This window comes from Desulfobaculum senezii, assembly GCF_054657395.1.
Genome location: NZ_BAAHYU010000002.1, coordinates 1353242 through 1375785, shown reverse-complemented (window position 1 = coordinate 1375785; position 22544 = coordinate 1353242). Strand labels below are relative to the sequence as shown.

The following is a 22544-nucleotide window of genomic DNA, read 5'->3' as shown; positions in this document are numbered from 1 at the left end:
CCCGTTCGTCACCCGCCAGCATACACGACAATTCCTTCCGTAGGGGCCTGCCCCGACGATTTCTTGCGCCTTTACCGCGCCCTGTCCGTCAGCCGACACACTCTCTCCTGAATTCTCGCCCCCCTGCTGCCCTTCGTTTGTTCGCAACGCGGAGCAGAAAGCCACTCCCGCACGCCCAGCTTGCGCCCTGCGCCCGCGGCCTCTCGTCTGCGCGGCCTCTGGCCCCGCGTGTGGCGACCGCCCTCACCCTGCCGCGCAACAACGCCGCCGCGCTGCATTCGCGCTTTCCTTCTCCCCATGCGCGCATCCGCCCCCGACCATTCACCTTTTGCCGCCACGTCGGGCACCAAAATCCTCAACTATCCTAAAGAAATCCTGCACGGGTCCGATAGGGCATCTAGATACTACGATGCACTTTTTCCAACAGGCGTCACCAGGAGAAGACCTGATGAAAAGACATGTGATACTCGCGGCCGCGCTAAGCATACTCGTGGCCACACCTCCAGTTCATGCGGAAGACAAGACGCCGACACCGGGCGAGCAGATGCTCGCGTCATCGGGCCAGCATACGCTGGGTCCGGGCAGTGGCGTGACCTCCAAATTCGGTGGCGTCATCCATAAGAATGGGGAAACCCACGGCCTGCGCAACCAAGGCACCATCCACCCCGGCGTGCTCGTCTCCGACGGCAAAGACGGCTATATCTGGCTGCACTCCAACGACCCCATGTCCGCCCCGCCGGAACATATGGCCGCCGCGCAGGAATTGCGGCTGAAAATCCGCGAACTGGCGGCGCAGCTGCTGGCCGATGGCCCTGACCTTGGCGGAGCGGTGACCATTCCCGTCTCCTTCGTCAATCAGGACAACTTTATGCGCACCTCGTCCTTTGGGCGTTTTGTGGCGGAGCAGATGTTCCACGAGCTGTCCCGGCGCGGCATCCCCGTGCGCGAATACCGCACCATGCCCACGGTAGCGACCTATCCCGCCAACGGCGAGTTTGTGCTGACCCGCGACATGGAGCGCGCCGCCCCGCAGGTGCAACCGGGCCTTGTCCTAGCCGGAACCTACTACTTTGACGAGAACTCGCTCTTTGTGAATGCCCGCCTGTTCCGCCCAACGGACGGCGTGGTGGCCCGCACGGCATCCGCGCTTATCCAGCAGACGCCGCTGACCAAGGCCATGCTGGCCAAAAGCGCGGCGCGCCAGCTGCGCACGGCGGAGACGGAGATGCGCTCCTATGACGAGATGAAGGACAAGACCAGCCTCGGCTTCATGCTGGAGCAGGACGACCTGCACTAGCCCCGGAGGAGAGAATGAAACGACTGCTTCCCATACTGCTGACCGCCGGGGTCCTGCTGGGCGGGTGTTCGCTGGGCGGGGTTTCGCCGCTCATCAACACCACCCGCGCCGACGCCCTGCCCTATAATGAACTGGCCCTGCGCAACCTTGCCCTAGGCCGGGACTATCAGGGCCAAGGGCGCTTTGAACTGGCGAGGGAGACCTTTCTGCAGGGGCTTGCCGCCGCGCAGCGCGAAGACATGCGCGCCGCCCTGACGGAAGAAATTGAAACAACCGACAGGCTCATCAGAACCAGACGATAGGACGGCACCATCATGCGACACATTTTTCTGATACTTGCCGCGCTCTGCATCTTTGCCACTCCGGCGCTGGCCGGAAGCATTCCGCAGACCGCCGACACGCTGGCCACCACGCTGGACGCCCAGCTGGCCGAACGCCTTGGCCTGGAACACGGCCCCGCACGCGGCACGGCGCTCATCGTCACCACTCCCGCCAACCTTGACGACCTTGAGCAAAGCTCGCCCCTCGCCCGCCAACTGGCCGAGGAATTGGCAACATGGTTTGTCGGCTCCGGCTACAAGGTGCAGGAAATCCGCAAGGGCAAGTACATCCTGCTCAAGCCCGGACGCGGCGAAATGCTGCTGACGCGCGACGTGCAACTGGCGGACAACCGCTACGTGCACAGCGCGGTGATGCTCACCGGCACCTACTCCCGCACCAGCAAGCACGTGCGCTTCAATGTGCGCCTTATCCACACCCCGTCCAACGAAGTGCTGGCCATGTCCAGCGCCACCCTGCCCCTCACTCACGAGGTCGCAGAACTGCTCAATATGGATGCCCGTGAGGAGATGAGCCGTATCAGGCCGTCGGTGGAGACCCACATTTTGCGCTCCGGCGATGTACAGACCACGCGCCGCCCAACCCCGCTCATCGTGCCGGACTCCATGGCGCAGGGGCCGGACACCATCGACCTGACCACGTATTAACCGTTATTGCGCACCAGACGCATTTCACGTACAAGCCCTGTGCCGCTCCACCAGCGGCGCAGGGCTTTTTTGTATAAACCCCAACCTTTTCGAGACGCCAATGCTTTACGCTCTCGACATATTCGGCACCTTTGTCTTCGCCATCTCCGGCGCATTCAAGGCCTCGCGCAACAGCCTCGACATTCTCGGGGCCATGGTCCTTGCCGTGGCAACGGGCGTGGGCGGCGGCATCATCCGCGATGTGCTGCTGGGCGCAACGCCGCCGACGGCATTCCATGACGAGGTGTACCTCTTTACCTGTCTGGCCGGCGCACTGATTGTCATCCTTGTTGCGCCGTATGTTGCGCGGCGCTGGAATATGGTCATGACCGCCGACGCCCTCGGCCTTGGCGTGTTTGCCGCCATTGGCGCGGCCAAAGCCGCGAACTACGGCCTTGGCCCCATGGGCATCGTCTTTATGGGCACCCTGACCGCCGTTGGCGGCGGCGCCATCCGCGACCTTCTGGCGGGTGAGGTTCCGGCCATCATCCGCACGGACTTCTACGCCACGGCCGCCATCCTCGGCAGCCTCGTCTTTCTCTCCCTTGGCGCGGCCGGGTTTGGGGAGTCCATTCAGGTGACCGGCACCATCGTCAGCGCCACCGCGCTGCGCATCTTTGCCATGCGCACCAATATGCACCTGCCGCGAGTGCGCCGCGCAGACTCCGGCGACGACGCCCAGCCCAAATAACCACACCGCTCCAAGACCTCCGCGCTACGACGCGGAACCAGTCCACCGCCGACGCGCAGAGCCAGCCGTTCAACGCTGCTGTGCATTGCGGCCCCGCTGCCTTGTCGGGGGCATCGCCTCATCAAGCCGCCGGGCTTTGTGGCTCAGGAGGGAGCCCAACACGCATCACGCATAGAAAAAGGGCCGGAACGACATTCTCGTTCCGGCCCTTTGCTTTGGCTGTACGCTTACCGCGCGCGGCGGTTAGTGGGCGTGACCGTTCTCACAGTTTTCCTTCATGAGGGTCTGGGAGATGGGGCCGACGTTGTCGCCCCGGCCACTGAATATCTGCTCCGGGTCGGGGCAGATAAGCGCGTGCTCAAGCACCTCATCCATATTTTCGACTTCAATGATCTTGAGGTCGCGCAGGATGCTGCCGGGCACGTCCTTGAGGTCCTTGGCGTTGTCCTTGGGGATGATGACGGTCTTGATAAGACCGCGGTGCGCCGCAAGGAGCTTTTCACGCAGGCCGCCGATGGGCAGCACGCGTCCGCGCAAGGTAATCTCGCCCGTCATCGCGAGGTCGTTGGAGACCGGGATGTTCAGCAGAGCGGAGATGATGGACGTTGCCAGCGTGATGCCTGCCGAGGGGCCGTCCTTGGGGATGGCGCCTTCGGGCACGTGCACGTGAATGTCGATGCACTTGTAGAAGTCCGACTTCAGACCAAACAGGTCGGAGCGGGAGCGCAGGTAGGAGACGGCGGCCTTGGCCGACTCCTGCATCACATCGCCGAGCTTGCCGGTGATGGACACCTTGCCGGAACCGGGCATAAGCGCGGTTTCCACCATAAGCATCTCGCCGCCGAGTTCGGTGTACGCAAGGCCGGAGCTGACGCCAACCTGCGGCTTCTCTTCCTTTTCGCCGTAGCGGTACTTCGCCACGCCAAGGAAGTTGGACACCGTCTGCATGGTCACTCGCATGGACTTTTCAAGGTCCTTCTCTTCCACCAGCTTCATGGCCGTCTTGCGGCAGATGCCGGCGATTTCGCGCTCCAGATTACGCACGCCCGCCTCGCGGGTGTAGCGACGGATAATCTCAAGGATGGCGTTGTCGGAAAAGACCACGTTGTCGTCCTTGAGGCCATGTTCCTTCACCTGCTTGGGCACAAGGAACTGCTTGGCGATTTTGCTCTTCTCCGTCTCCAGATAGCCGGGCAGCTGGATGATTTCCATACGGTCCTGCAGCGGCAGGGGGATGGAATGCAGGCTGTTGGCCGTGGTGATGAAGAAGACCTTGGACAGGTCGTAGTCCATGTCCAGATAGTGGTCGTTGAAGGTGCCGTTCTGTTCGGGGTCCAGCACCTCAAGGAGCGCGGCGGACGGGTCGCCCCGGAAATCCGTGCTCATCTTGTCCACTTCGTCCAGGCAGAACACCGGGTTGTTGTACTTCACCCGCTTGAGCGCCTGAATAATCTTGCCGGGCAGCGCGCCAACGTACGTCCGGCGATGGCCGCGAATTTCGGCCTCGTCGCGTACGCCGCCAAGGGACAGGCGAACAAACTCGCGGCCCGTGGCGTGGGCGATGGACTTGGACAGCGACGTCTTGCCAACGCCGGGCGGGCCGACAAGGCACAGGATGGGGCCCTTGATGGTATCCACCAGCTTTTGCACGGCAAGGTACTCAAGGATGCGCTCCTTGGGCTTCTTCAGGCCGTAATGCTCGGCCTCAAGGATGCCGCGCGCCTTGTCGATGTCGAGGTCCGTCTTCTTGTAGACGTTCCACGGCAGGTCCAAAATCCAGTCCACGTAGTTGCGCACCACGGTGTATTCCGCAGAGGACGGGGGAATCTGGCGGAGCTTCTTGACCTCGCGGAGAGCCTTTTCGCGGTTTTCCTCCGCCATCTCCTTTTCGGCCAACTTGCGCTCAATTTCGTCCACCTCGGCCATGGGGTCTTCTTCGCGCCCCATTTCCTTGTTGATGGCCTTGAGCTGCTCGTTCAGATAGTACTCGCGCTGGTTCCCTTCCATCTGGGACTTCACGCGGGATTTGATTTTCTTTTCAAGGAAGGCGATCTCAATCTCGCCCTGCAGGAGCGTATAGGTCTCCTCCAGACGCTTGACCGGGTCCAGCTCTTCCAAAAGGGTCTGCTTTTTGACGTAGTCCGCCTTCAGGTGCGGCATAACGGCGTCGGCCAGCCGGCCCGGGTCCGTCAGGGACGAGATGGCCATAATGGTCTCGGAAGCGAGCTTCTTATTGACCTTGCCGTACTCGTCGAGGGACTCGTGCATGGCGCGCACCAGCGCCTCGCCGCCGGAGGTGCTCTCCGCCTGCTCCTGCACGCGGGAGACGGACACCAGCGGGAACGTCACCTCATCGTCGTCGTCTTCCAGAAAGTCCTCGGGGAGGGGCTCAAAGCCCTTCTCGCGGGACCAGCGGGCGCGGTACAGCCCCTCGAACAGCACCTTGATGGTGCCGTCGGGCAGGCGCAGCAGTTGCAGAATCTTGCTAACGGTACCAACTTCGTACAGGTCTGCCGGTTCGGGCTTTTCCGTTTCCGGCGATTCCTGCGCGACGAGAAAAATCTTTTTGTTGAAATCGGACAGCGCGGTCTCGATGGCTTTGACAGAGGCTTCCCGTCCAACGAACAACGGCACGATGGACCGGGGGAACATGACCACCTCGCGCAGCGACATGAGAGGCAGTTGTATATGAGCGGAATGGGGATCGTTATCCACCATCGGGAAATCGGACATGCACTCCTCCGTTTCGGCAACAGGGTCTTGCTCCATCCGGGACGGATGGAACTCTTCTCAACCTAACTCCGTATCGTGGATTGTCAATCGCCAATGTCCGATTCATGTGCGCCCCGCTGGTCGGGACCGAGCGGGGCGCAGCGAATATCGGTATTGGCTAGGCTGATTTCACTTCCTGCCGGAAGATCAGCAATGGTTCCTGACCGCTATCCACAACGGCGGAATTGACAACGCACTCTTTCACACCTGTCAGTGAAGGGAGCTTGTACATGATGTCGAGCATGATGTTCTCAAGCACGTTTCGCAGGCCGCGGGCGCCGGTTTTGCGCTCCAGCGACTTACGCGCGATGGACTTGAGCGCGTTTTGGGTGAAGCGCAGCTGCACATCGTCCAGCTCGAAGAGCTTCTTGTACTGCTTCACCAACGCGTTTTTCGGTTCGGTGAGGATGCGGACCAGATCGTCCTCCGTCAACTCCTCAAGGGAGGTGACGATTGGGATACGGCCGACAAACTCGGGGATGAGACCGTAGCGGATAAGGTCCACGGGGTGCACGTCCCTGATAAGGGTGGAGAAGTCCTTCTCCTTTTTGGAGGCAACATTGGCGCCAAAGCCAAGGCCGCCGCCCTCTTCGCGCTGCTGGATGATCTTTTCCAGCCCGATGAACGCACCACCCAGAATGAACAGGATATTGCCCGTGTTCAGACGGATGAATTCCTGCTGCGGGTGCTTTCTGCCACCCTTGGGCGGGATGTTCGCCTCGGTGCCTTCAATGATCTTCAAGAGCGCTTGCTGCACGCCCTCGCCGGACACATCACGCGTGATGGACGGGCTGTCGCCCTTGCGGGCGATCTTGTCGATCTCGTCCACGTAGATGATGCCCTTGGAGGCGGATTCAATGTCGTAGTCGGCATTCTGCAACAGCTGGACGAGGATGTTTTCCACATCTTCACCAACGTAGCCCGCCTCGGTCAGCGTGGTGGCGTCCGCAATGGCGAACGGCACCTTGAGCACGCGTGCGAGGGTCTGGGCGAGCAGGGTCTTGCCCGAACCGGTGGGTCCGATAAGCAGAATGTTGCTCTTGTCCAGCTCCACATCGCCAGCCTGGCTGCCAGCAAAGAACACACGCTTGTAGTGGTTGTGAACGGCCACGGCCAAGGTCTTCTTGGACTGGTGCTGGCCGATCACATAGTCGTCGAGAAGGTTGCGGATCTCTTCGGGGGTGAGGAGCTTGCCGTCCTCAACATCCTCGGTGAGACTCTCCTGGGCAATAATTTCATTGCACAGGGAAACGCACTCGTCGCATATGTAAACGTCGGGGCCGGCGATGAGCCGCTGCACCTCTTCTTGGCTTTTGCCGCAGAAGGAGCAGCACAATTCCGGTGGCAGGCTCATCTTGGAATCAGACATAGGCCTCTTACTCCTTGCTATCTTCCGTAATATCCTTTCGGGATACCAGGATCTTGTCAATCAGGCCGTAACCCTTGGCCTCTTCCGCGCCCATAAAGTGATCGCGGTCCGTGTCCTTGACAATGGTGTCTAGGTCCTGGCCGGTGTGTTTGGCCATGATGCCGTTGAGGTGCTCCTTCATGCGGATCATCTCAGCGGCGTGAATCTCGATATCGGACGCCTGACCCTGCATGCCGCCGAGCGGCTGGTGGATCAGAATCCGTGAATTAGGCAATGCATAACGCATACCAGGCTCACCGGCGGTAAGCAACAGGGCGGCCATGCTGGCGGCCTGACCCATGCACAGGGTTGCCACGGGAGCCGAGATATACTGCATGGTATCATAAATGGCCATGCCAGCCGTCACGACACCGCCGGGAGAATTGATGTACAAAAAGATTTCTTTCTCGGGATTTTCCGATTCCAGGAACAGCAGCTGCGCACAAATGAGACTGGCCACATGGTCGTCAACGGGGGTGCCGAGGACGATGATGCGGTCCTTCAGAAGCCTCGAGTAAATGTCGTAAGCGCGCTCGGTGCGTCCGGTGGTTTCAACTACGATGGGTATCGTGCCCATGGATATCGCTCTCCCTTGTGTGCAGTTCGTGTAGCTCTGGTGAAAAGATTGTCTCAAGGAAAATAATACGCCAAAAGGACTTGGCAAGTCCACTGCCAAATCCCGACGATATTCTCAGAAGGCTTTTTGTCTCGGGAGGTTGCACCCGAATCCGTCATGAGGAGGAATATGCCGAGCCTGCAGCCAGTGGATGACAGCGCTGCCCGGCCCTGGCGGGGAAGGGGAGAAAACAGGCGGGGAGCACAGGACTCCCCGCCATGTATAGAGTGCTATTTTTCTTCCTTTTCGGCCTTGTCGGCGGCAGGAACTTCCTTCACATCAGCCTGTGCGTAGATAAGCTCCATGGCCTTGTCGGCGAGGAGACGGTCACGCAGGGCGAACATGAGGTTGTTTTCCTCGTAGGCGCGCTTGAGGGCCTCGGGGTCCATGCGCTGGCGCATGGCTTCCTGGAAGATGTAGGTCTCCACTTCCTGAGGATCGACGGACAGGTCTTCCTTCTTGGCAACGGCCAGCAGGAAGAGCTGGGTGCGTACGAGCTCTTCGGCCTTCTCGCGCTGCTCTTCACGGAGCTCTTCGGGAGTTTTGCCAAGGCTCTCCAGACGGCGGCCTTCGCGCTCCACGCGGTCCTTCACATCGGCCACGAGGCGGTCGATGTTCTCTTCGAGCAGGCTCGGGGGCAGCATGAACTCGGTCTTTTCCATCAGGCCGTCCAGCAGCTTCTTCTGGGCGTCGGCCTTGGCGAGATTCTTGCGGCTGGTCATGTAGGAGCTTTCGATGGTTTCACGCATCTTGGCTACGCTATCAAAGCCGCCGGCCTTCTTGGCGAACTCGTCGTCGACTTCGGGCTTCACGCGCTCCTTGATGGAGTGCAGGGTCACGCGCATGGTCACGGTCTGACCGGCGAAGTCCTTGTTGATGAAGTCTTCGGGGAAAGTGATGTCGCCTTCGCCCTTTTCGCCCTTCTTCAGCTTCTTGACGATGTCCTCGAAGCCTTCCAGAGCCTGACCTTCACCGATGGGAAGCTCGAAGTTGTCGGCCTTGATCTCGTCCAGCTCCTTGCCTTCGCTCCACGCATTGAAGCTGATGATGGCAACGTCGCCGTCCTGAGCGGTGCGATCTTCTTCGATCTCCTTGGTCTCGCTCATGTTGGTCCGGATGCGCTCAATGACTTCCTCGATTTCCTCGGGCTTGACCTCTACGGCCTCTTCCTCGACGGAAAGGTTGGAGTAGTCGGGCATCTCGAACTCGGGAGCGACTTCGAAACCGACGGAGTAGTTGAAATCTTCGTCACGGACGAGTTCCTTGGCGTCCACGTCCAGACGGGACAGGGGCTGCAGCTTGGACTCGCCGAGGATCTGGTTGATCTGCAGGTTCACCAAGTCGTTGGTGGCTTCCTGATACACCTGATCCTTAAAGCGGGACTCGATGAGGGAGGACGGGACCTTGCCCTTGCGGAAGCCCTTGATGTCCACGGAAGTCTTGTACATGGCGACAGTGGCCGTGATGGCGGCATTCGCCTCTTCAGCGGGGACGGTAACGTTGACCTTCCGCTCTACCGGAGAAATTTCTTCGACTGTATATTCCATTGGATGCTCTCCTCCTTGAGCCTTTTGGGCAAGCCCAGATGATATCTGTTATCCGTTGCCCGGCGGCTTCGCCCCGGGCTGATGTGGACGTTTTCCACGTGATGGTGTGCGGCCTTCGCCGCGCATGGCGCGGTTGGTGCGGCGGGCGGGACTTGAACCCGCAAGCCCGAAGGCACTGGCTCCTAAGACCAGCGCGTATACCAATTTCGCCACCGCCGCATATGCTCATGAGAGGCCGCGCGGGGAGGGTTTTCTCCCCGGACACCGCGCCCTGTACCCTTTCGGGCGCTCGGCGTCTATCGATAAAACGACAAAAAATCACCTCACGGCCAAAAAATTGGCCGGGGCAACAGTGGGCGCTGTCTTACAAAGTGGCAAACACTAAACTTCCGGCCCGTAACTGTCAATCCCTCAAACACCGTGCATGTTACAAAAATCACACACGGGATATTCAGGACTTCTGGCTGGTTGCGACGAGGGTGTCAAGGCACTTCATGGCATTGTGAAGGGTTGTGGCAAGGATGCAGACCGTGCCGCCCTCGCCCTGCCCTTCGCGGCTGGCGACCACCAGCGCAGGCGGAGCGGTCTCCAAGGCGCTTAGGCGCTCCTGCAGGCGGGCGCGCGCACCATCGCGGGCGGCGTCCGGGCTTTGACCGGGGTCCTGCACCTCTTCAAAGGCGGTTATGCCGCTGGCGGCAATGGCCTGTGCAAGGGGCGCGCTCCGGGGCATGCAGACACAGGCGCGCATGGATGGCCGCACCGCCTGCGCGGCGGCAAGAATACCCGTCATGCGCTGGGACACGCCAAATTCCGGCGCCCCTGCCACCAGCGTCCGCCCGGCCGGGTCCACAAGGACACCGCCGGACACGGCGCAGACGTCTTCCACGCCACGTGCGTGGACCGTGGAACAGGCAATATTCATACATCCCTCGCCCAGCAGGCAGCGCAGGCCGGCGCCGCCCTGCAAAGCGGCAAGCGCAGCGCGCATGCCCTGACGGCACTGCTCCCGGTCCTGCAGGCGCAGCAGCGGAATGCTGTGGTTGGGCGGTCCATAGCCCTCGCCCGGTCCAAACCCGGCGGCAAGGGCGCTGTTCAGGTACTGCTGGGCAGCGGTCACGGCGTCCCGGACGCTGAGCCCCTTTCCAAGGCCCGTGGCAATGGCGGACGACAGCGTACAGCCTGTCCCGTGGGTATGGTTCGTCTCAATCTTGGGTTGCTCCAGGGCGACGGGAGCCTCGCCGGGAATGCCCAGCCAGTCCACCATGCGCTCGCCCTCAAAATGTCCGCCCTTGAGGAGCACGGCCTTGGCGCCCATCTCCTGCAGGCGCTCTATGGCGCGGTGGATGTCCTGCTCCGTCTCAATCGTCATCCCGGCCAAAAGCTCGGCTTCCGGACGGTTGGGGGTGAAGACGTCGGCAAGAGGGATAAGCCGCTGGCGGATGACGTCCACGGCCTCCTCCTGCAACAGGCGGTGCCCGCTTTGGCTCACGCACACCGGGTCAACGACCAAGGGGAACGTGCGCGTGGCAAGGCGCTCGCACACGGCGGCAATGATGGGGCCGGAAAACAGCATGCCTGTTTTGGCGGCGGCTACAGGAAAATCGCTCAGCACGGCGTCCAGCTGCTGGCCGACAAAATCCGGCTCAGGCGCGTGGATGCCCGTCACGCCCATGGAATTCTGCGCAGTGAGCGCGGTGATGACGGACATGCCAAAGCCGCCCAGCATCGCCATGGTCTTGAGGTCCGCCTGAATTCCAGCGCCACCGCCGGAATCAGACCCCGCTATGGTCAGGATACAAGGTTGTGCAGTCATGCGTTATTTCTCTTTTCCAATGCGATTTCAGAAAATTCAGATTCCGGTTCCGATTCAGCTTTCGCCCCGGTCCGAAGCGCCTTCGGCCCGAGTCCATGAACAGTCATAAGTCCAAATGCGTAGAGCGCAAGGGGGATGTGGAACGCCATGTGGCACACAAGCGCAAGTGCCAGCGCCTTTTCACGCGGCACGCCAAACAGCGCCAGCCCGGCCACCATTACGGCCTCGTACACCCCAACGTTGCCGGGGGACGAGGGGATAGCCAGCCCGCCCGCACTGATGACAAAGACCGCCAGCACATCACCCGGCGACAGCGCAAGGCCCGCGCCCCAGACCAACAGCAGCCAGTGCTGCACCCAGTGCATCACCCACGGCCACAGCGACAACACGCCGATGAGCAGCAAAAATCCAAAGCGCATGTGCCCATTGAGCTGGCCCAGCACATCTTCGGCCAAAGCCCGCAAACGCGAGAAATACACCGCGCGCACCACAAGAGTGCGCAGCGCGGGGAAAAACCGCAGCAGGACCAAACAGCCCCACAGCCCCGCCGCCACCAGTGCCACCGGCGCAATAGCCAGCGCCCTGCCACTTGCCGCCGCGGCGGCAAGGATGAACAGCACCAGCATGTTCAGGTCTGCAAAACGCTCCCAGAACACCATGCCCATGCCGCTTCCGGCCGGGATATCGCTCTGACGGCGCATATAGAGAATTTTGGCGGCCTCGCCCATACGCGCTGGCAAAATGACATTCAGCCCGTTGCACAGCACACACGCGTGGATGGCATCCACCCAGCCCACGCGCCAACCGCTCACGGCCCGAAGCCGCAGGCCCATGCCGACATAGTCCACACACGCGGCAAGCAGCGTCACCACCACCGCCATGGGCGCCATATCCCGCATGGCGCGGCCAAGCTCGGCCACATCCAGGCCGCGGGCGACATACCAAATGCATCCGGCGGTCAGCGCGGTGCGCAGAATCGGCCCTGTCCAGCGCTTCATCGGCCCTCCCGGTCAGGTTGCGGTGGTGCGAGGCTCCAAAAAAATCTGGAGTCTTGCAGAGTACCGCAAAACCGGGACGATGAGGAGACCCTATCCGCAGAGCAAATCGTTAAAGGCTTCCTGAATGCGGTATTGCAGGTGGGTGAAGCGCTTGTTGCTGTCCTCGCGCGAGACGCCAATCTGCACGGCCTTGCGCCCGCCGATAAGCACGGCAAGGCGCTTGGCGCGGGTCAGCGCCGTGTAGATGAGATTGCGTTGCAGCAGCATATAGTGCTGAGTGACCACGGGCATGATGATGGCCGGATACTCGCTGCCCTGCGACTTGTGCACGCTAACGGCAAAGGCCGGGGCCAGTTCGTCAATGTCCTTCAGCTCATAGCTGACGACGTGCCCTTCAAAGTCCACCAGCATCTCCCCGCGCGTTGGCTCGATGGTCTTCACCCAGCCAAGGTCGCCGTTGAAGACGTCCTTGTCGTAGTTGTTGCGCATCTGGAGCACCCTGTCGTTCTTGCGGAAGGTATGATTGCCGCGCCGGATGCCGCCTTCGCCGGGGTTCACATGCTCCTGCAGAATCTGATTCAGGGTCTGGGTGCCAAGGTCGCCCTTGTGCATGGGCGTTAGCACCTGAATGTCGCGCATGGGGTCAAGGCCGTACATGTCGGGGATGCGGTCCGTCACCAACTGGACGATAAGGCGCTGGATGCGCGCTGCGTCCTCCTGCTGCACCCAAAAGAAATCATTGGCCGGGGCGGGTTTCGGCGAGCATTCGGGCAGTTGGCCGCTGTTCACCCGGTGGGCGTTGGTGACGATAAGGCTCTCCTGCGCCTGCCTGTAGATATGCGTCAAGCGCGCGCTGGGCACAGACTGGCTGTTCAGAATGTCCGCCAGCACGTTGCCCGGACCAACCGAGGGCAACTGGTTCACGTCGCCAATGAGCACAAGGCGGCACGTCAGCGGCAACGCGCGAAGAAGCGCAAGGCACAGCGAGGTATCAAGCATGGACACCTCGTCAATGATAACGGCCTGCGCCTTGAGTTTCTTCTCCTCGTTATGGGCAAATCCGCCGTCAGGCTGGTACTGGAGCATGCGGTGCAGTGTGGACGCGGGGTAGCCCGTGGCCTCGGCCATGCGTTTGGCCGCGCGGCCCGTTGGTGCGGCGAGCTTAATCTTGAAGCCCATCTTATCCATGGCGCGCACCATAACGCGGGTGATGGTGGTCTTACCCGTACCCGGTCCACCCGTGACCACAAAGACCTTGTTCTCGCATCCGCCAAGCACGGCGTCGCGCTGCTCGCTGGAGAGCTGGATGTCCTCGTCCACCTCAAGCTGCGGCAGCAGACGGCGGATCTTTTCAAGGTCCATGGGCGTCGGGTGCTCACACAGCGCAAGGAAGCGCGAGGCAATCTCCCTTTCGTGCCGGTAAAAATGCATCAGGTAGACGGCCCGCTCCACATCCTGCGCGGGCAGTGACTCCACGGCTACGCGCTTGCGCCCTTCCAGCGCAGACACGGCGTCCTCAATGCACTGCGGGTCCACCCCGCCGATGAGCTTGTCCACGGCGTCGATGAGCTTTTCAACGGGCAGAAACAGGTGCCCCTTCTCACTGGCGGAAAACAGCGCATAGATGACCGCGGCCTCCATGCGCTGGGGGGCTGTTTCGGCAAAGCCCAGCTTAAGGGCCATGCTGTCGGCGGTCTTGAAGCCCACACCGCGAATCTCGTAGGCCAGCTCGTAGGGATTTTCCTTGAGCTTCGCCACGGCGCCGTTGCCGTAGCGCTTGAAGATGCGCGCGGCGTAAGTGGGGGGGACGTTGTGGCTTTGCAGGAAAATCATGAGGTTTCGCACCTCAAGCTGTGCATCCCACGAGACCTTGATGGCCTCGAGCTTCTTGCGGCCAAGCCCTTCTACGGTGAGCAGCTTTTCCGGGTCGTTTTCGAGGATGTCGAGAACGTCCTTGCCAAAGGCGTCCACCAGCCGTGTTGCCAGCACGGGACCAATACCCTTGACCATGCCGGAGCCGAGATAGCGCCGGATGCCGTTGAGCGTGGCGGGCATGACTTGCTCCCACGTCTCCACCTGAAACTGACGGCCAAAGCGGGGATGCTCCTTCCACTGGCCGTGCAGGGTCATCATTTCGCCGGGGTGCGGTTCGGGCATGGTGGCAACAATGGTGATGACGCCGGGCTGCCCCTCGCTGACGACGCGCGCCACGAGGTAGCCGTTGGACGGATTGTGGAAGACTATATTTTTAATCTCGGCCTTCAGTGTATCGGACATGGCCGCAGGACTCCTGAAAGAATAAAAAGAAAAACCGGGGGATTCCCTACTTCTGGGAATCCACCCGGCTACGTCTCATGTGTTCGCGGACGCGTCAAGGACTGCGGCCATCACAGCTTCTGGCGGAACTCCAGCGACTGGCGGAGCGTCTCGCGGTCAATGTACTTGACCTCGGACCCCAAGGGAATGCCCTGTGCCAGACGCGTTACGTTCACGCCGGGGTAGTTCTTTTCCACCAATTCCTTGATGTAGGTTGCCGTTGCTTCCGCGTCGAGGGTGGTGCCAAGGGCGAGGATAACCTCGCGGATGCGGCCCTCGTCGAGGCGCTTGCGCAATCGGCCAATTTCAAGGTTCTGGGTGCTGACGTTATCCAGCGGGGCAAGCAGACCGCCAAGGACAAGATACTTGCCCTTGAAGAATCCGCCATCCTCAATGGCGATGAGGCTATCCCACTCCGCCACGACCATGAGTTCATCGTCGTTTCTGGCGGCGTCTGCACAGATGCTGCAGGGCGTAGAATCGGACAGGCTGGCGCACTGCTCACAGATGCACAGCTTTTCCCGCAGGTCGAGCACGCTCTGCCCAAGGGCGCTGGCGCGGGGCCGTGGCCACTTGAGGATGGTCAGCGCCGCGCGCAGAGCGGACTTCGGGCCCAGCCCCGGCAACTGCGCCAACTGGTCAACAACCGCCTTCAGCGGTTCCGGGAGCTGCTGCACGGTCGCCCCCTAGAACATGCCGGGGATATTGATGCCGCCGGTGAGGCCCTGCATCTCGGCCTGCTGGGTGTCCTTCCCCTTTTTCACGGCTTCGTTGATGGCGGCGAGGATGAGGTCCTGCAGCATTTCAACGTCTTCGGGGTCCACAACGGAAGGATCAATCTTAAGCGCCTTGACGGAACCGGAGCAGGTGGCCTCGACGGTCACCATGCCGCCACCGGCGGAGGCTTCAACGGTGCGGTCCTCCATTTCTTCCTGGAGCTTGCTCATCTTGCGCTGCATCATCTGGGCCTGACGCATCAGGTCGTTCATGCCTTTCATCGTGTATCTCCTTACAAGCGGTATATCAATTGGCGTTGGGGCCAGAGCCGCCGTCCTGCGCCGCGTCCGTACGCGGTCCGGCGCTGACGACCTGTGCGTCGAATTCCTTCATCATATCTTCGACGACAGGGTGACGGCTCACCTCATCCTTGATTTGCGAGCGGTTTTTCCGCTCCTTGGTCTGGAACCGGAAGTCAATGGTGCACTCCGGTCCGAAAAACTCGCGAACCAACTCCTGCAAAAACGAAAAGGAGCTATCGGCCTTAATCTGCTCGCAATGGAACTTGTTGTTGCAATGCAGCAGCAAGGTCCCGCCGGACACAGTAGCCTTGACCTGGCGCAGGCCGGTAATGCCCCGCCCGGTTGCCTGCTTGGCCTCTTCCGCATAGTCCAAAAACGTCTCCCACGTCTTGGGACCAGCGGGGACCTGGGGCAGACCTTCGGTTGAGGCATAGGTCCGCGCCGGCTGCGGGGCGCTGCGGCGCTGTTCGCGGCGCGAGATGGCCGGGTCGCCCTGTTGGCGCGGCGTCTGGGCCGGAGCGCTCTGCTCCACCACCGGGCGCGGCGGTTCGGCCACAGCCACGGCTTCGGCCTGCTGCGGACGCGGCGGAGCCTGACGCGGCGCGGCCTGCTGCGGGGCAGTGGGCCGACTCTTGGGCGCGCTCTGCATGCCTCCGCCCTGTGCGGGCGGAGCACCAGCGCCGCCAGACGCCGGACTGGCCGCACCACTCGGCGCGCCGCTGCTCCCCGGCGCGGGGGCTGGGGGCGTGCTGCCGGTTCCCGCACTCTCCAGCCCAACAAGCTCGGGCAGGTAGGCAAGGTTGAGCAGCAGCAGTTCAAGGGCAAGGGCAGGCTCTAAGCTCTGCCGCACGCGCTGCTGCCCTTCCAATGTCAATTGCCAGCAGGCGTGAATATGCGCAACGGAAAAACGCGGCACCCACTCCATCCACTGGCGCGCTTCCTCTTCCGGAATGTCCAGAACGGTCAGCGCCCGCTCGCCGGATTGGGCCAGCAGGAACAGCGTGCGCCACGCTTCGGTGAGTTCGCGCAGGAAAAATCCAAGGTCCAGCCCCTGATCAAGAATCTCTGCCAGAATCTGGGACACGCCCACACAGTCGCGGGCGTGCAGGGCCTCCATGAGCCGGAACATGATATCGCGTCCGGCAAGGCCAAGGACAGTACGCACGTCGTCCGTGGTCAGGGTGTCGCCGCCAAGGGCCAGCACCTGCCCCATCAGGGACATGGAATCGCGCACACTGCCTGCGCCGCGCCGCGCGATAAGGGACACGGCCTCGGGCTCACAGCCAAGGCTTTCGGCCTGCAGGACGTTCGTCAGGTGCGCTTCCAGCCCCTTCTGCGTCAAGCGCTGAAAAGTGTAGTGCTGGCAGCGGCTGATGATGGTGGGCGGAAATTTATGCGGCTCAGTCGTAGCCATAATGAAGGTGACGTGCGCAGGCGGCTCCTCCAGCGTTTTCAGCAACGCGTTGAAGGCGCTTTTGGAAAGCATGTGCGCTTCGTCAATGATGAAGACCTTGTAGCGGCAGTCGATGGGCGCAAAGCCCACGTCTTCCTTGAGGCTTCGCACGTCGTCAACGCCGGTGTTAGACGCACCGTCAATCTCGGCCACATCCACGGCAGCGCCGGCGGCAATCTGGCGGCAGTGCACGCACTCGTTGCAGGGTTCCGCCGCGGGGCCGTGCTCGCAGTTGATGGCTTTGGCGAAGATGCGGGCGATGGTGGTCTTGCCGACACCGCGCGTGCCGGAAAACATGTAGGCCGGGGCAATCTTTCCCGTTGCGGCGGCGCGGGACAGGATGGCCTTGATGGTTTCCTGTCCGGCCACGTCGGAAAAGCTCTGCGGGCGGTACTTGTGCGTCAGGTGAGACTGGCTCATGTGGTCCTTGTCATATGCGCCGCGCCCGGGATGCGGGCGCGGCGCGGCTGTTCGTTTCGATATGTCCGGCTCGTGGTGTCCGGCTCAATATCTCCGGGCCGTCAGGCTATACCGTGTAGCGGTCCAGCCAGTGGGCGTAGTTCGGATTCTCGCCCTTCACGACCTTGAAGTATTCCGTTTGCAGATGCTTGGTGATGCGGCCACCGGTTCCGGCACCAATCTGGCGGCGGTCCACCTCGCGGATGGGGGTCACCTCGGCGGCGGTGCCACAGAAGAACGCCTCATCGGCGGAGTACAACTCATCGCGGGTGAAGCGCTGTTCCACGATCTCGTAGCCAAGGTCCTTGGCCACGGTGATGATGCTGTTGCGCGTCAGGCCGTCGAGGACGGAGGTCAACGGTGTGGTCTTGATGGTGTCGCCGCGCACGATGAAGATGTTCTCACCCGTGGCTTCGGACACGTAGCCCTCGGTGTCGAGCATCAGGGCTTCGTCGTAGCCGTCGGCCAGTGCCTCGCGCTTGGCGAGCACGGAGTTGACGTAGTTGCCGCTGGTTTTGGCCTTGGTCATCATCACGTTGACGTGGTGACGGGTAAAGCTGGAGGTCTTGACGCGGATGCCCTTGTCGAGAGCCTCTTCACCCAGATACGCCCCCCAAGGCCACGTTGCGATGATGGTCTGGATGGGGTTGTCGCCGGGGAAGACGCCCATAGCTCCAGCGCCGATGAAGGACAGCGGGCGGATATAGCCCTCGTCCATCTTGTTGGCCTGCAGCGTCTCAAGGATGGCGTCGCAGATTTCGTCCTCGGTGAAGGGGATCTGCATTTCCAAGATTTTGGCGGAGTTGAAGTGCCTGTGCACGTGCTCCTTCAGGCGGAACACGGCAGAGCCGCCGTCTGCCAGCTTGTAGGCGCGAATCCCCTCAAACACGCCACAGCCGTAGTGCAGGGTATGTGTCAGGACGTGAACCTGTGCCTCATTCCAAGGCACGAGTTTGCCGTCGAACCAGATGCTTTCCACTTGCTGAACCATTCGTATTTCTCCCTATGCGTAGCGTCGAGTTCTTGGCCCCGTCCACGGAAATCGCGAACGGGGCCTTCATCTCGGATTGTCAAGCAATCGGGAAACGGTATGAAATTCCTCTGGTCCGGTCAAGACGGCAAAACCGTTCAAGTGCCGGAGATGCTACAGAAAGCGCTACTTCTTCTTGTTCTTGTCGTGGCTGGAGCGGAAATACACCTGCATCGGGGCCATTTTAAGGCCAAAGGACTTCCGAAGCTGGTTCTCCAGATAGCGCTGGTAAGATGCCTTCACGAGGTCCGGATTGTTCACAAAGAACACGAAGGTGGGCGGCGTAATGTCCGTCTGCGTCAGGTAGTAGAACTTCGCGCGGCGGCGCTTGACCACCGGCGGCTGGTGCCGGGTGATGGCGTCCTGCAGGCTGCGGTTCAGTACGCCCGTGGTCACGCGAATCTGGCACTCCTGCCACAGCTTGTCCGCCAGCGGCAACAGTCCGCCAAGGCCAGCCTTGGTCACGGCGGAGGTGTAGACGATGGGCACATGGGGGGCAATGCGCAGTTCTTCCTTGAAGTACTTTTTGACCTTGTCGCGCTTGTCCTTGGGGATGAGGTCCATCTTGTTGACCACCAGAATAAGCGGCGTCTTCTCGCGGTCGAGGAACGACAGCAGCTTTTTGTCCTGCAGGGTCACGCCATCCTCGGCGTCGAGGGTGAGCACGGCCACCTGCGCGTTCTTGGACGCCTTCAGGGACCGCAGCACCGAGAAGCGCTCCAGCGAGTCGGAAATCTTGCCCTTGCGGCGCACACCGGCGGTGTCCACAAAGGTGTAGCGGCGGCTGCCACGTTCAAAGGTCACGTCCACGCTGTCGCGCGTTGTGCCCGCGCGGTCACTGACGATGAAGCGCTTTTCGCCCAGCATGGCGTTGCAGATGGATGACTTGCCCGCGTTGGGGCGGCCCACCATGGCAAGGCGAAGCCCGGCGTCTTCCTCGGCATTTTCATAGGCGTTGTAGTCAAAGCCGGTGCCGTCAATCAGTTCGCCAACGCGCTCCAGAAGGTCCGGCACGTTGTAGCCGTGGGCGGCGCTGATGGGGATGAGGTCAAGGCCGAGGGAATGGAACTCGATGGCGAGGTCTTCCTTCTCGTAGCCGTCAACCTTGTTGACCACCAGCAAAACGGGCTTTTCGCTTTCGCGCAGGTCGCGGGCGACCTGTTCGTCAACGGGGTTCAGGCCGTTTTTGCCGTCCACCACCAGCAGGATGACCTGCGATTCCGCAATGGCCTCGTGCGCCTGCTGGAGGATTTCCTGCTCAAAGTTTTCGTTCTCGTCCATGACCAGACCGCCGGTGTCCACAAGGGCAAAGGGCTTTTCCGTGGCACGGACTTCGCCGTAGATGCGGTCGCGCGTGACGCCGGGCAGGTCGTGCGTCAGCGCCTTCTGCCTGCGAATCAGTCTGTTGAACAAGGTGGACTTGCCCACATTGGGGCGTCCTATAAGGGCTATTGTCGGTAACATAATAATACCGTTGTACTCGAATTTTATGCGGTTTTGAACACGAAAGCGGGCCGGGACCGGGGTTTCCCCCTCCCGGCCCGCACCGTCGTCCTTAGGGCCGTGTGCACTTGGTGCGCACGGAAAGACTATACTGCGGCTTCCTCGTCGTCACGCTCTGAAAACGCGGCGGCGATGGCTGGTCCGAAGGGCGGACGCAGCACGCCGCGCTCCGTGACGATACCCGCTATCATCTCGGCGGGGGTCACGTCGAACGCATAATTGAACACCCCCACCCCATCGGGCGTGATTTGGTGGTCGCCAACGTGGGTGACCTCACGCGGGGTGCGGTCCTCAATGGGGATGTCGTCTCCCCTTGGCGTTTCCCTGTCGATGGTGGACAGCGGGGCCGCCACGTAGAAGGGAACGCCATAGTGCCGCGCAAGGATGGCCACGCCGCTGGTGCCAATCTTGTTGGCGGCGTCGCCGTTGGCGGCGATGCGGTCCGCACCCACCACCACCTTGTCCACAAGCCCGCGCTTCATGAGCAGGGAGCAGGCGTTGTCGCAGGCAACCTTCACCGGGATGCCGTCCTTGTGCAGTTCGTACGCCGTCAGGCGGGCGCCCTGCAGGAAGGGACGGGTCTCGTTGGCGATGACGCTGATGCTCTTGCCCGCGTCCACCGCGCCGCGGATAACGCCGAGGGCAGTCCCGTAGTCCGCCGTGGCCAGCGCGCCAGCGTTGCAGTGGGTCATCACCGTGTCGCCGTCGTCGAGGACAGCCGCGCCGTGCGTGCCGATAAGACGGCACAACCGCTTGTCCTCGTCATGGATATGCTGTGCCAGCTCCAGCCAAAAGGCGCACAGACCGGCATGGTCAAGCTCCGGACGCTCTGCCCACGCGGCGCGCATACGGCGCACGGCCCAGCGCAGGTTCACTGCTGTGGGGCGGGCGTTTTCAAGGTCCGTCAGCAGCTGGCCCAGACGCTCGCGCCAGCCCTCGCCCGCCGCCTCGCGCGCGGCAAGCCAGCAGCCATAGGCCGCGGTAACGCCAATGGCGGGCGCGCCGCGCACCACCATGGTCTGCAGGGCGTAGATGGTGCTCTGCGTGTCGGTGCAGGCGTACCAGTCTTCCCTGCCGGGCAGGTAGCGCTGGTCCAGAAGCATCAGGCACGCTTTCTCGTCCGAATACTGAATATGCCAATCCATGCTGTTCCTCCGGCTATTTGAGCTTGTCGGCCAGAATCTGATTCACCAGTTTGGGGTTGGCCTGTCCCTTGGTCTTGCGCATCACCTGGCCGACAAAGAAGCCCATGAGCTTCGTCTTGCCGCCGCGGAAGGCCTCCACCTCGGACGGGTTGTCCGCAATGACTTCGTCCACCGCCGTCTCAAGGGCGCTGGTGTCGGAAATCTGCACAAGGCCCTTGTCCTTGACGTAGGCTTCGGGGTCGCCGCCCTCGGCAAAGAGTTCGCCAAGCACGTTCTTGCCCACCTTCTGGTTGATGACGCCCTCGTCCACAATGCGCACCAGCGTGGCAAAATCCTCGGGCGCAAGGCCGCAGGACGCGATGGAGCCGCCGCATTCATTGACCATGCGCAGAATGTCCGTAGAAATCCAGTTGCAGACCTTTTTCGGCTGGTCATAGGCGGCCACGGTCTTTTCAAAGTAGTCGGCAAGGGCGCGGTCGCCGGTGAGCAGCTCCGCGTCGCTTTCCGGCAGGCCGTACTGCTCAATGAACCGGACGCGGCGCGCGGCGGGCAACTCAGGCAGACCGGCGCGGAGCTCTTCCACCCACTCGTGGTCCAGCACCAGCGGCACAAGGTCCGGGTCCGGGAAATAGCGGTAGTCGTGCGCCTCTTCCTTGCCACGCATGGAGCGGGTCACGCCCTTGTCGGCGTCAAAGAGGCGGGTCTCCTGCACCACGGCCTCGCCGTCGTCCAGCAAATCTTCCTGCCTGCTGATTTCGTAGGCAATGGCGCGCTGGACGTTGCGGAAGGAGTTCATATTCTTCAGCTCTGCGCGGGTGCCGAACTCTTCCTGCCCCACAGGGCGGATGGAGACGTTGGCGTCACAGCGGAAGTTGCCCTCCTCCATGTTGCCGTCGCAGATGCCGAGGTACAGCAGGATGGAATGCAGGGAGCGCAGGTAGGCCACGGCTTCCTCGGGGGAGCGCATGTCCGGCTCGGAAACAATCTCGATGAGCGGCGTTCCGGCGCGGTTCAGGTCCACGTAGCTGGCGTTATCCGCCTGCGAGTGCACGCTTTTGCCCGCGTCGTTCTCCATGTGGATGCGCGTGACGCCGATGGTCTTCTTTGCGCCGTCCACGTCGATGTCCACCTTGCCGTGCTCGGCAATGGGCAGGTCGAACTGGGAAATCTGATACCCCATGGGCAGATCGGGGTAGAAATAGTTCTTGCGCGCAAAGATGGAGCGCTCGTTCACCGTGCAGCCGATGGCGAGGGACATCTTGGTGGCGTATTCCACGGCGCGGCGGTTCAGGACCGGCAGGCTGCCGGGCTGGCCGGTGCACACGGGGCACACGTTGGAGTTCGGCTCCTTGCCGAACTGCGTGGAGCAGGAACAGAAGAGCTTGGACTTCGTCTTGAGCTGGGCGTGAACCTCCAGCCCGATGACGGCTTCGTACTGGGCCATCGTAACCT

The 22544-nt window shown here is 61.7% G+C and carries 18 protein-coding genes and 1 tRNA gene; 4 read left to right on the top strand and 15 right to left on the bottom strand.

Features of this window, described 5'->3' with window-relative positions:
- Window positions 1–448: 448 nt before the first annotated feature.
- The 4 genes from ACYQ2T_RS06995 (at window position 449) to ACYQ2T_RS06980 (ending at window position 3013) form a co-directional block, all read left to right on the top strand.
- Complete coding sequence (locus ACYQ2T_RS06995; protein ID WP_459899565.1) at window positions 449–1297, top strand: FlgO family outer membrane protein; 849 nt, start codon at window positions 449–451, stop codon at window positions 1295–1297.
- Window positions 1298–1311: 14 nt separating this feature from the next.
- Window positions 1312–1599 carry a hypothetical protein gene (locus ACYQ2T_RS06990; protein WP_459899563.1) on the top strand — a complete coding sequence of 96 codons (288 nt, stop codon included), beginning with the start codon at window positions 1312–1314 and terminating at the stop codon, window positions 1597–1599.
- Window positions 1600–1611: 12 nt separating this feature from the next.
- Window positions 1612–2283 carry a FlgO family outer membrane protein gene (locus tag ACYQ2T_RS06985; protein ID WP_404844724.1) on the top strand — a complete coding sequence of 224 codons (672 nt, stop codon included), beginning with the start codon at window positions 1612–1614 and terminating at the stop codon, window positions 2281–2283.
- A gap of 100 nt (window positions 2284–2383) precedes the next feature.
- A complete protein-coding gene (locus ACYQ2T_RS06980) occupies window positions 2384–3013 on the top strand; it encodes a trimeric intracellular cation channel family protein (protein WP_459899561.1) in 630 nt (209 codons plus the stop codon).
- Between the two features lie 243 nt (window positions 3014–3256).
- Here the strand turns inward: ACYQ2T_RS06980 and lon are convergent, their stop codons facing one another.
- The 15 genes from lon to gatB all read right to left on the bottom strand — a co-directional run bounded on the left by lon (window position 3257) and on the right by gatB (window position 22536).
- Window positions 3257–5746, bottom strand: coding sequence for an endopeptidase La (lon, locus tag ACYQ2T_RS06975; RefSeq protein WP_459899559.1), 2490 nt, complete (start codon window positions 5744–5746; stop codon window positions 3257–3259).
- Window positions 5747–5903: 157 nt separating this feature from the next.
- Window positions 5904–7154, bottom strand: coding sequence for an ATP-dependent Clp protease ATP-binding subunit ClpX (clpX, locus tag ACYQ2T_RS06970; protein WP_459899557.1), 1251 nt, complete (start codon window positions 7152–7154; stop codon window positions 5904–5906).
- A 7-nt stretch (window positions 7155–7161) separates the two neighbouring features.
- Entirely contained in the window at window positions 7162–7770 is a 609-nt protein-coding gene (gene clpP / locus ACYQ2T_RS06965; RefSeq protein ID WP_404844720.1) for an ATP-dependent Clp endopeptidase proteolytic subunit ClpP, read from the bottom strand.
- A 269-nt stretch (window positions 7771–8039) separates the two neighbouring features.
- A complete protein-coding gene (gene tig / locus ACYQ2T_RS06960) occupies window positions 8040–9356 on the bottom strand; it encodes a trigger factor (RefSeq protein WP_459899556.1) in 1317 nt (438 codons plus the stop codon).
- Window positions 9357–9490: 134 nt separating this feature from the next.
- A tRNA-Leu gene (locus tag ACYQ2T_RS06955) sits at window positions 9491–9575 on the bottom strand.
- A 232-nt stretch (window positions 9576–9807) separates the two neighbouring features.
- Window positions 9808–11169: a bifunctional hydroxymethylpyrimidine kinase/phosphomethylpyrimidine kinase gene (thiD, locus tag ACYQ2T_RS06950; RefSeq protein ID WP_459899555.1), complete on the bottom strand. Its 1362-nt coding sequence runs from the start codon at window positions 11167–11169 to the stop codon at window positions 9808–9810.
- Window positions 11166–12167, bottom strand: coding sequence for a lysylphosphatidylglycerol synthase transmembrane domain-containing protein (locus ACYQ2T_RS06945; protein ID WP_459899553.1), 1002 nt, complete (start codon window positions 12165–12167; stop codon window positions 11166–11168). The genes thiD and ACYQ2T_RS06945 overlap by 4 nt, the downstream gene beginning before the upstream one ends.
- A 90-nt stretch (window positions 12168–12257) precedes the next feature.
- Window positions 12258–14444 (bottom strand): SF1B family DNA helicase RecD2, encoded by a 2187-nt coding sequence (recD2, locus tag ACYQ2T_RS06940; RefSeq protein ID WP_459899551.1) that lies wholly within the window; start codon window positions 14442–14444, stop codon window positions 12258–12260.
- Window positions 14445–14554: 110 nt separating this feature from the next.
- Window positions 14555–15160 carry a recombination mediator RecR gene (gene recR / locus ACYQ2T_RS06935; RefSeq protein ID WP_404844715.1) on the bottom strand — a complete coding sequence of 202 codons (606 nt, stop codon included), beginning with the start codon at window positions 15158–15160 and terminating at the stop codon, window positions 14555–14557.
- A gap of 9 nt (window positions 15161–15169) precedes the next feature.
- Window positions 15170–15481 (bottom strand): YbaB/EbfC family nucleoid-associated protein, encoded by a 312-nt coding sequence (locus ACYQ2T_RS06930; protein ID WP_404844714.1) that lies wholly within the window; start codon window positions 15479–15481, stop codon window positions 15170–15172.
- A 25-nt stretch (window positions 15482–15506) separates the two neighbouring features.
- Entirely contained in the window at window positions 15507–17375 is a 1869-nt protein-coding gene (gene dnaX, locus ACYQ2T_RS06925) for a DNA polymerase III subunit gamma/tau (RefSeq protein WP_459899548.1), read from the bottom strand.
- Window positions 17376–17481: 106 nt separating this feature from the next.
- Window positions 17482–18405 (bottom strand): branched-chain amino acid transaminase, encoded by a 924-nt coding sequence (locus tag ACYQ2T_RS06920; protein ID WP_459899546.1) that lies wholly within the window; start codon window positions 18403–18405, stop codon window positions 17482–17484.
- A gap of 165 nt (window positions 18406–18570) precedes the next feature.
- Window positions 18571–19908 (bottom strand): ribosome biogenesis GTPase Der, encoded by a 1338-nt coding sequence (gene der, locus ACYQ2T_RS06915; protein WP_459899545.1) that lies wholly within the window; start codon window positions 19906–19908, stop codon window positions 18571–18573.
- A gap of 125 nt (window positions 19909–20033) precedes the next feature.
- Window positions 20034–21092: an S-methyl-5-thioribose-1-phosphate isomerase gene (gene mtnA / locus ACYQ2T_RS06910; protein WP_459899543.1), complete on the bottom strand. Its 1059-nt coding sequence runs from the start codon at window positions 21090–21092 to the stop codon at window positions 20034–20036.
- Between the two features lie 13 nt (window positions 21093–21105).
- A complete protein-coding gene (gene gatB / locus ACYQ2T_RS06905) occupies window positions 21106–22536 on the bottom strand; it encodes an Asp-tRNA(Asn)/Glu-tRNA(Gln) amidotransferase subunit GatB (RefSeq protein ID WP_459899541.1) in 1431 nt (476 codons plus the stop codon).
- Between the last annotated feature and the right edge of the window lie 8 nt (window positions 22537–22544).

What these genes read in the sequence shown, in the direction of transcription:
- ACYQ2T_RS06995 (WP_459899565.1), top strand. Translation starts at nt 449, where the DNA reads ATGAAAAGACATGTGATACTCGCGGCCGCGCTAAGCATACTCGTGGCC.
- ACYQ2T_RS06990 (WP_459899563.1), top strand. Translation starts at nt 1,312, where the DNA reads ATGAAACGACTGCTTCCCATACTGCTGACCGCCGGGGTCCTGCTGGGC.
- ACYQ2T_RS06985 (WP_404844724.1), top strand. Translation starts at nt 1,612, where the DNA reads ATGCGACACATTTTTCTGATACTTGCCGCGCTCTGCATCTTTGCCACT.
- ACYQ2T_RS06980 (WP_459899561.1), top strand. Translation starts at nt 2,384, where the DNA reads ATGCTTTACGCTCTCGACATATTCGGCACCTTTGTCTTCGCCATCTCC.
- lon (WP_459899559.1), bottom strand. Translation starts at nt 5,746, where the DNA reads ATGTCCGATTTCCCGATGGTGGATAACGATCCCCATTCCGCTCATATA.
- clpX (WP_459899557.1), bottom strand. Translation starts at nt 7,154, where the DNA reads ATGTCTGATTCCAAGATGAGCCTGCCACCGGAATTGTGCTGCTCCTTC.
- clpP (WP_404844720.1), bottom strand. Translation starts at nt 7,770, where the DNA reads ATGGGCACGATACCCATCGTAGTTGAAACCACCGGACGCACCGAGCGC.
- tig (WP_459899556.1), bottom strand. Translation starts at nt 9,356, where the DNA reads ATGGAATATACAGTCGAAGAAATTTCTCCGGTAGAGCGGAAGGTCAAC.
- thiD (WP_459899555.1), bottom strand. Translation starts at nt 11,169, where the DNA reads ATGACTGCACAACCTTGTATCCTGACCATAGCGGGGTCTGATTCCGGC.
- ACYQ2T_RS06945 (WP_459899553.1), bottom strand. Translation starts at nt 12,167, where the DNA reads ATGAAGCGCTGGACAGGGCCGATTCTGCGCACCGCGCTGACCGCCGGA.
- recD2 (WP_459899551.1), bottom strand. Translation starts at nt 14,444, where the DNA reads ATGTCCGATACACTGAAGGCCGAGATTAAAAATATAGTCTTCCACAAT.
- ACYQ2T_RS06930 (WP_404844714.1), bottom strand. Translation starts at nt 15,481, where the DNA reads ATGAAAGGCATGAACGACCTGATGCGTCAGGCCCAGATGATGCAGCGC.
- dnaX (WP_459899548.1), bottom strand. Translation starts at nt 17,375, where the DNA reads ATGAGCCAGTCTCACCTGACGCACAAGTACCGCCCGCAGAGCTTTTCC.
- ACYQ2T_RS06920 (WP_459899546.1), bottom strand. Translation starts at nt 18,405, where the DNA reads ATGGTTCAGCAAGTGGAAAGCATCTGGTTCGACGGCAAACTCGTGCCT.
- der (WP_459899545.1), bottom strand. Translation starts at nt 19,908, where the DNA reads ATGTTACCGACAATAGCCCTTATAGGACGCCCCAATGTGGGCAAGTCC.
- mtnA (WP_459899543.1), bottom strand. Translation starts at nt 21,092, where the DNA reads ATGGATTGGCATATTCAGTATTCGGACGAGAAAGCGTGCCTGATGCTT.
- gatB (WP_459899541.1), bottom strand. Translation starts at nt 22,536, where the DNA reads ATGGCCCAGTACGAAGCCGTCATCGGGCTGGAGGTTCACGCCCAGCTC.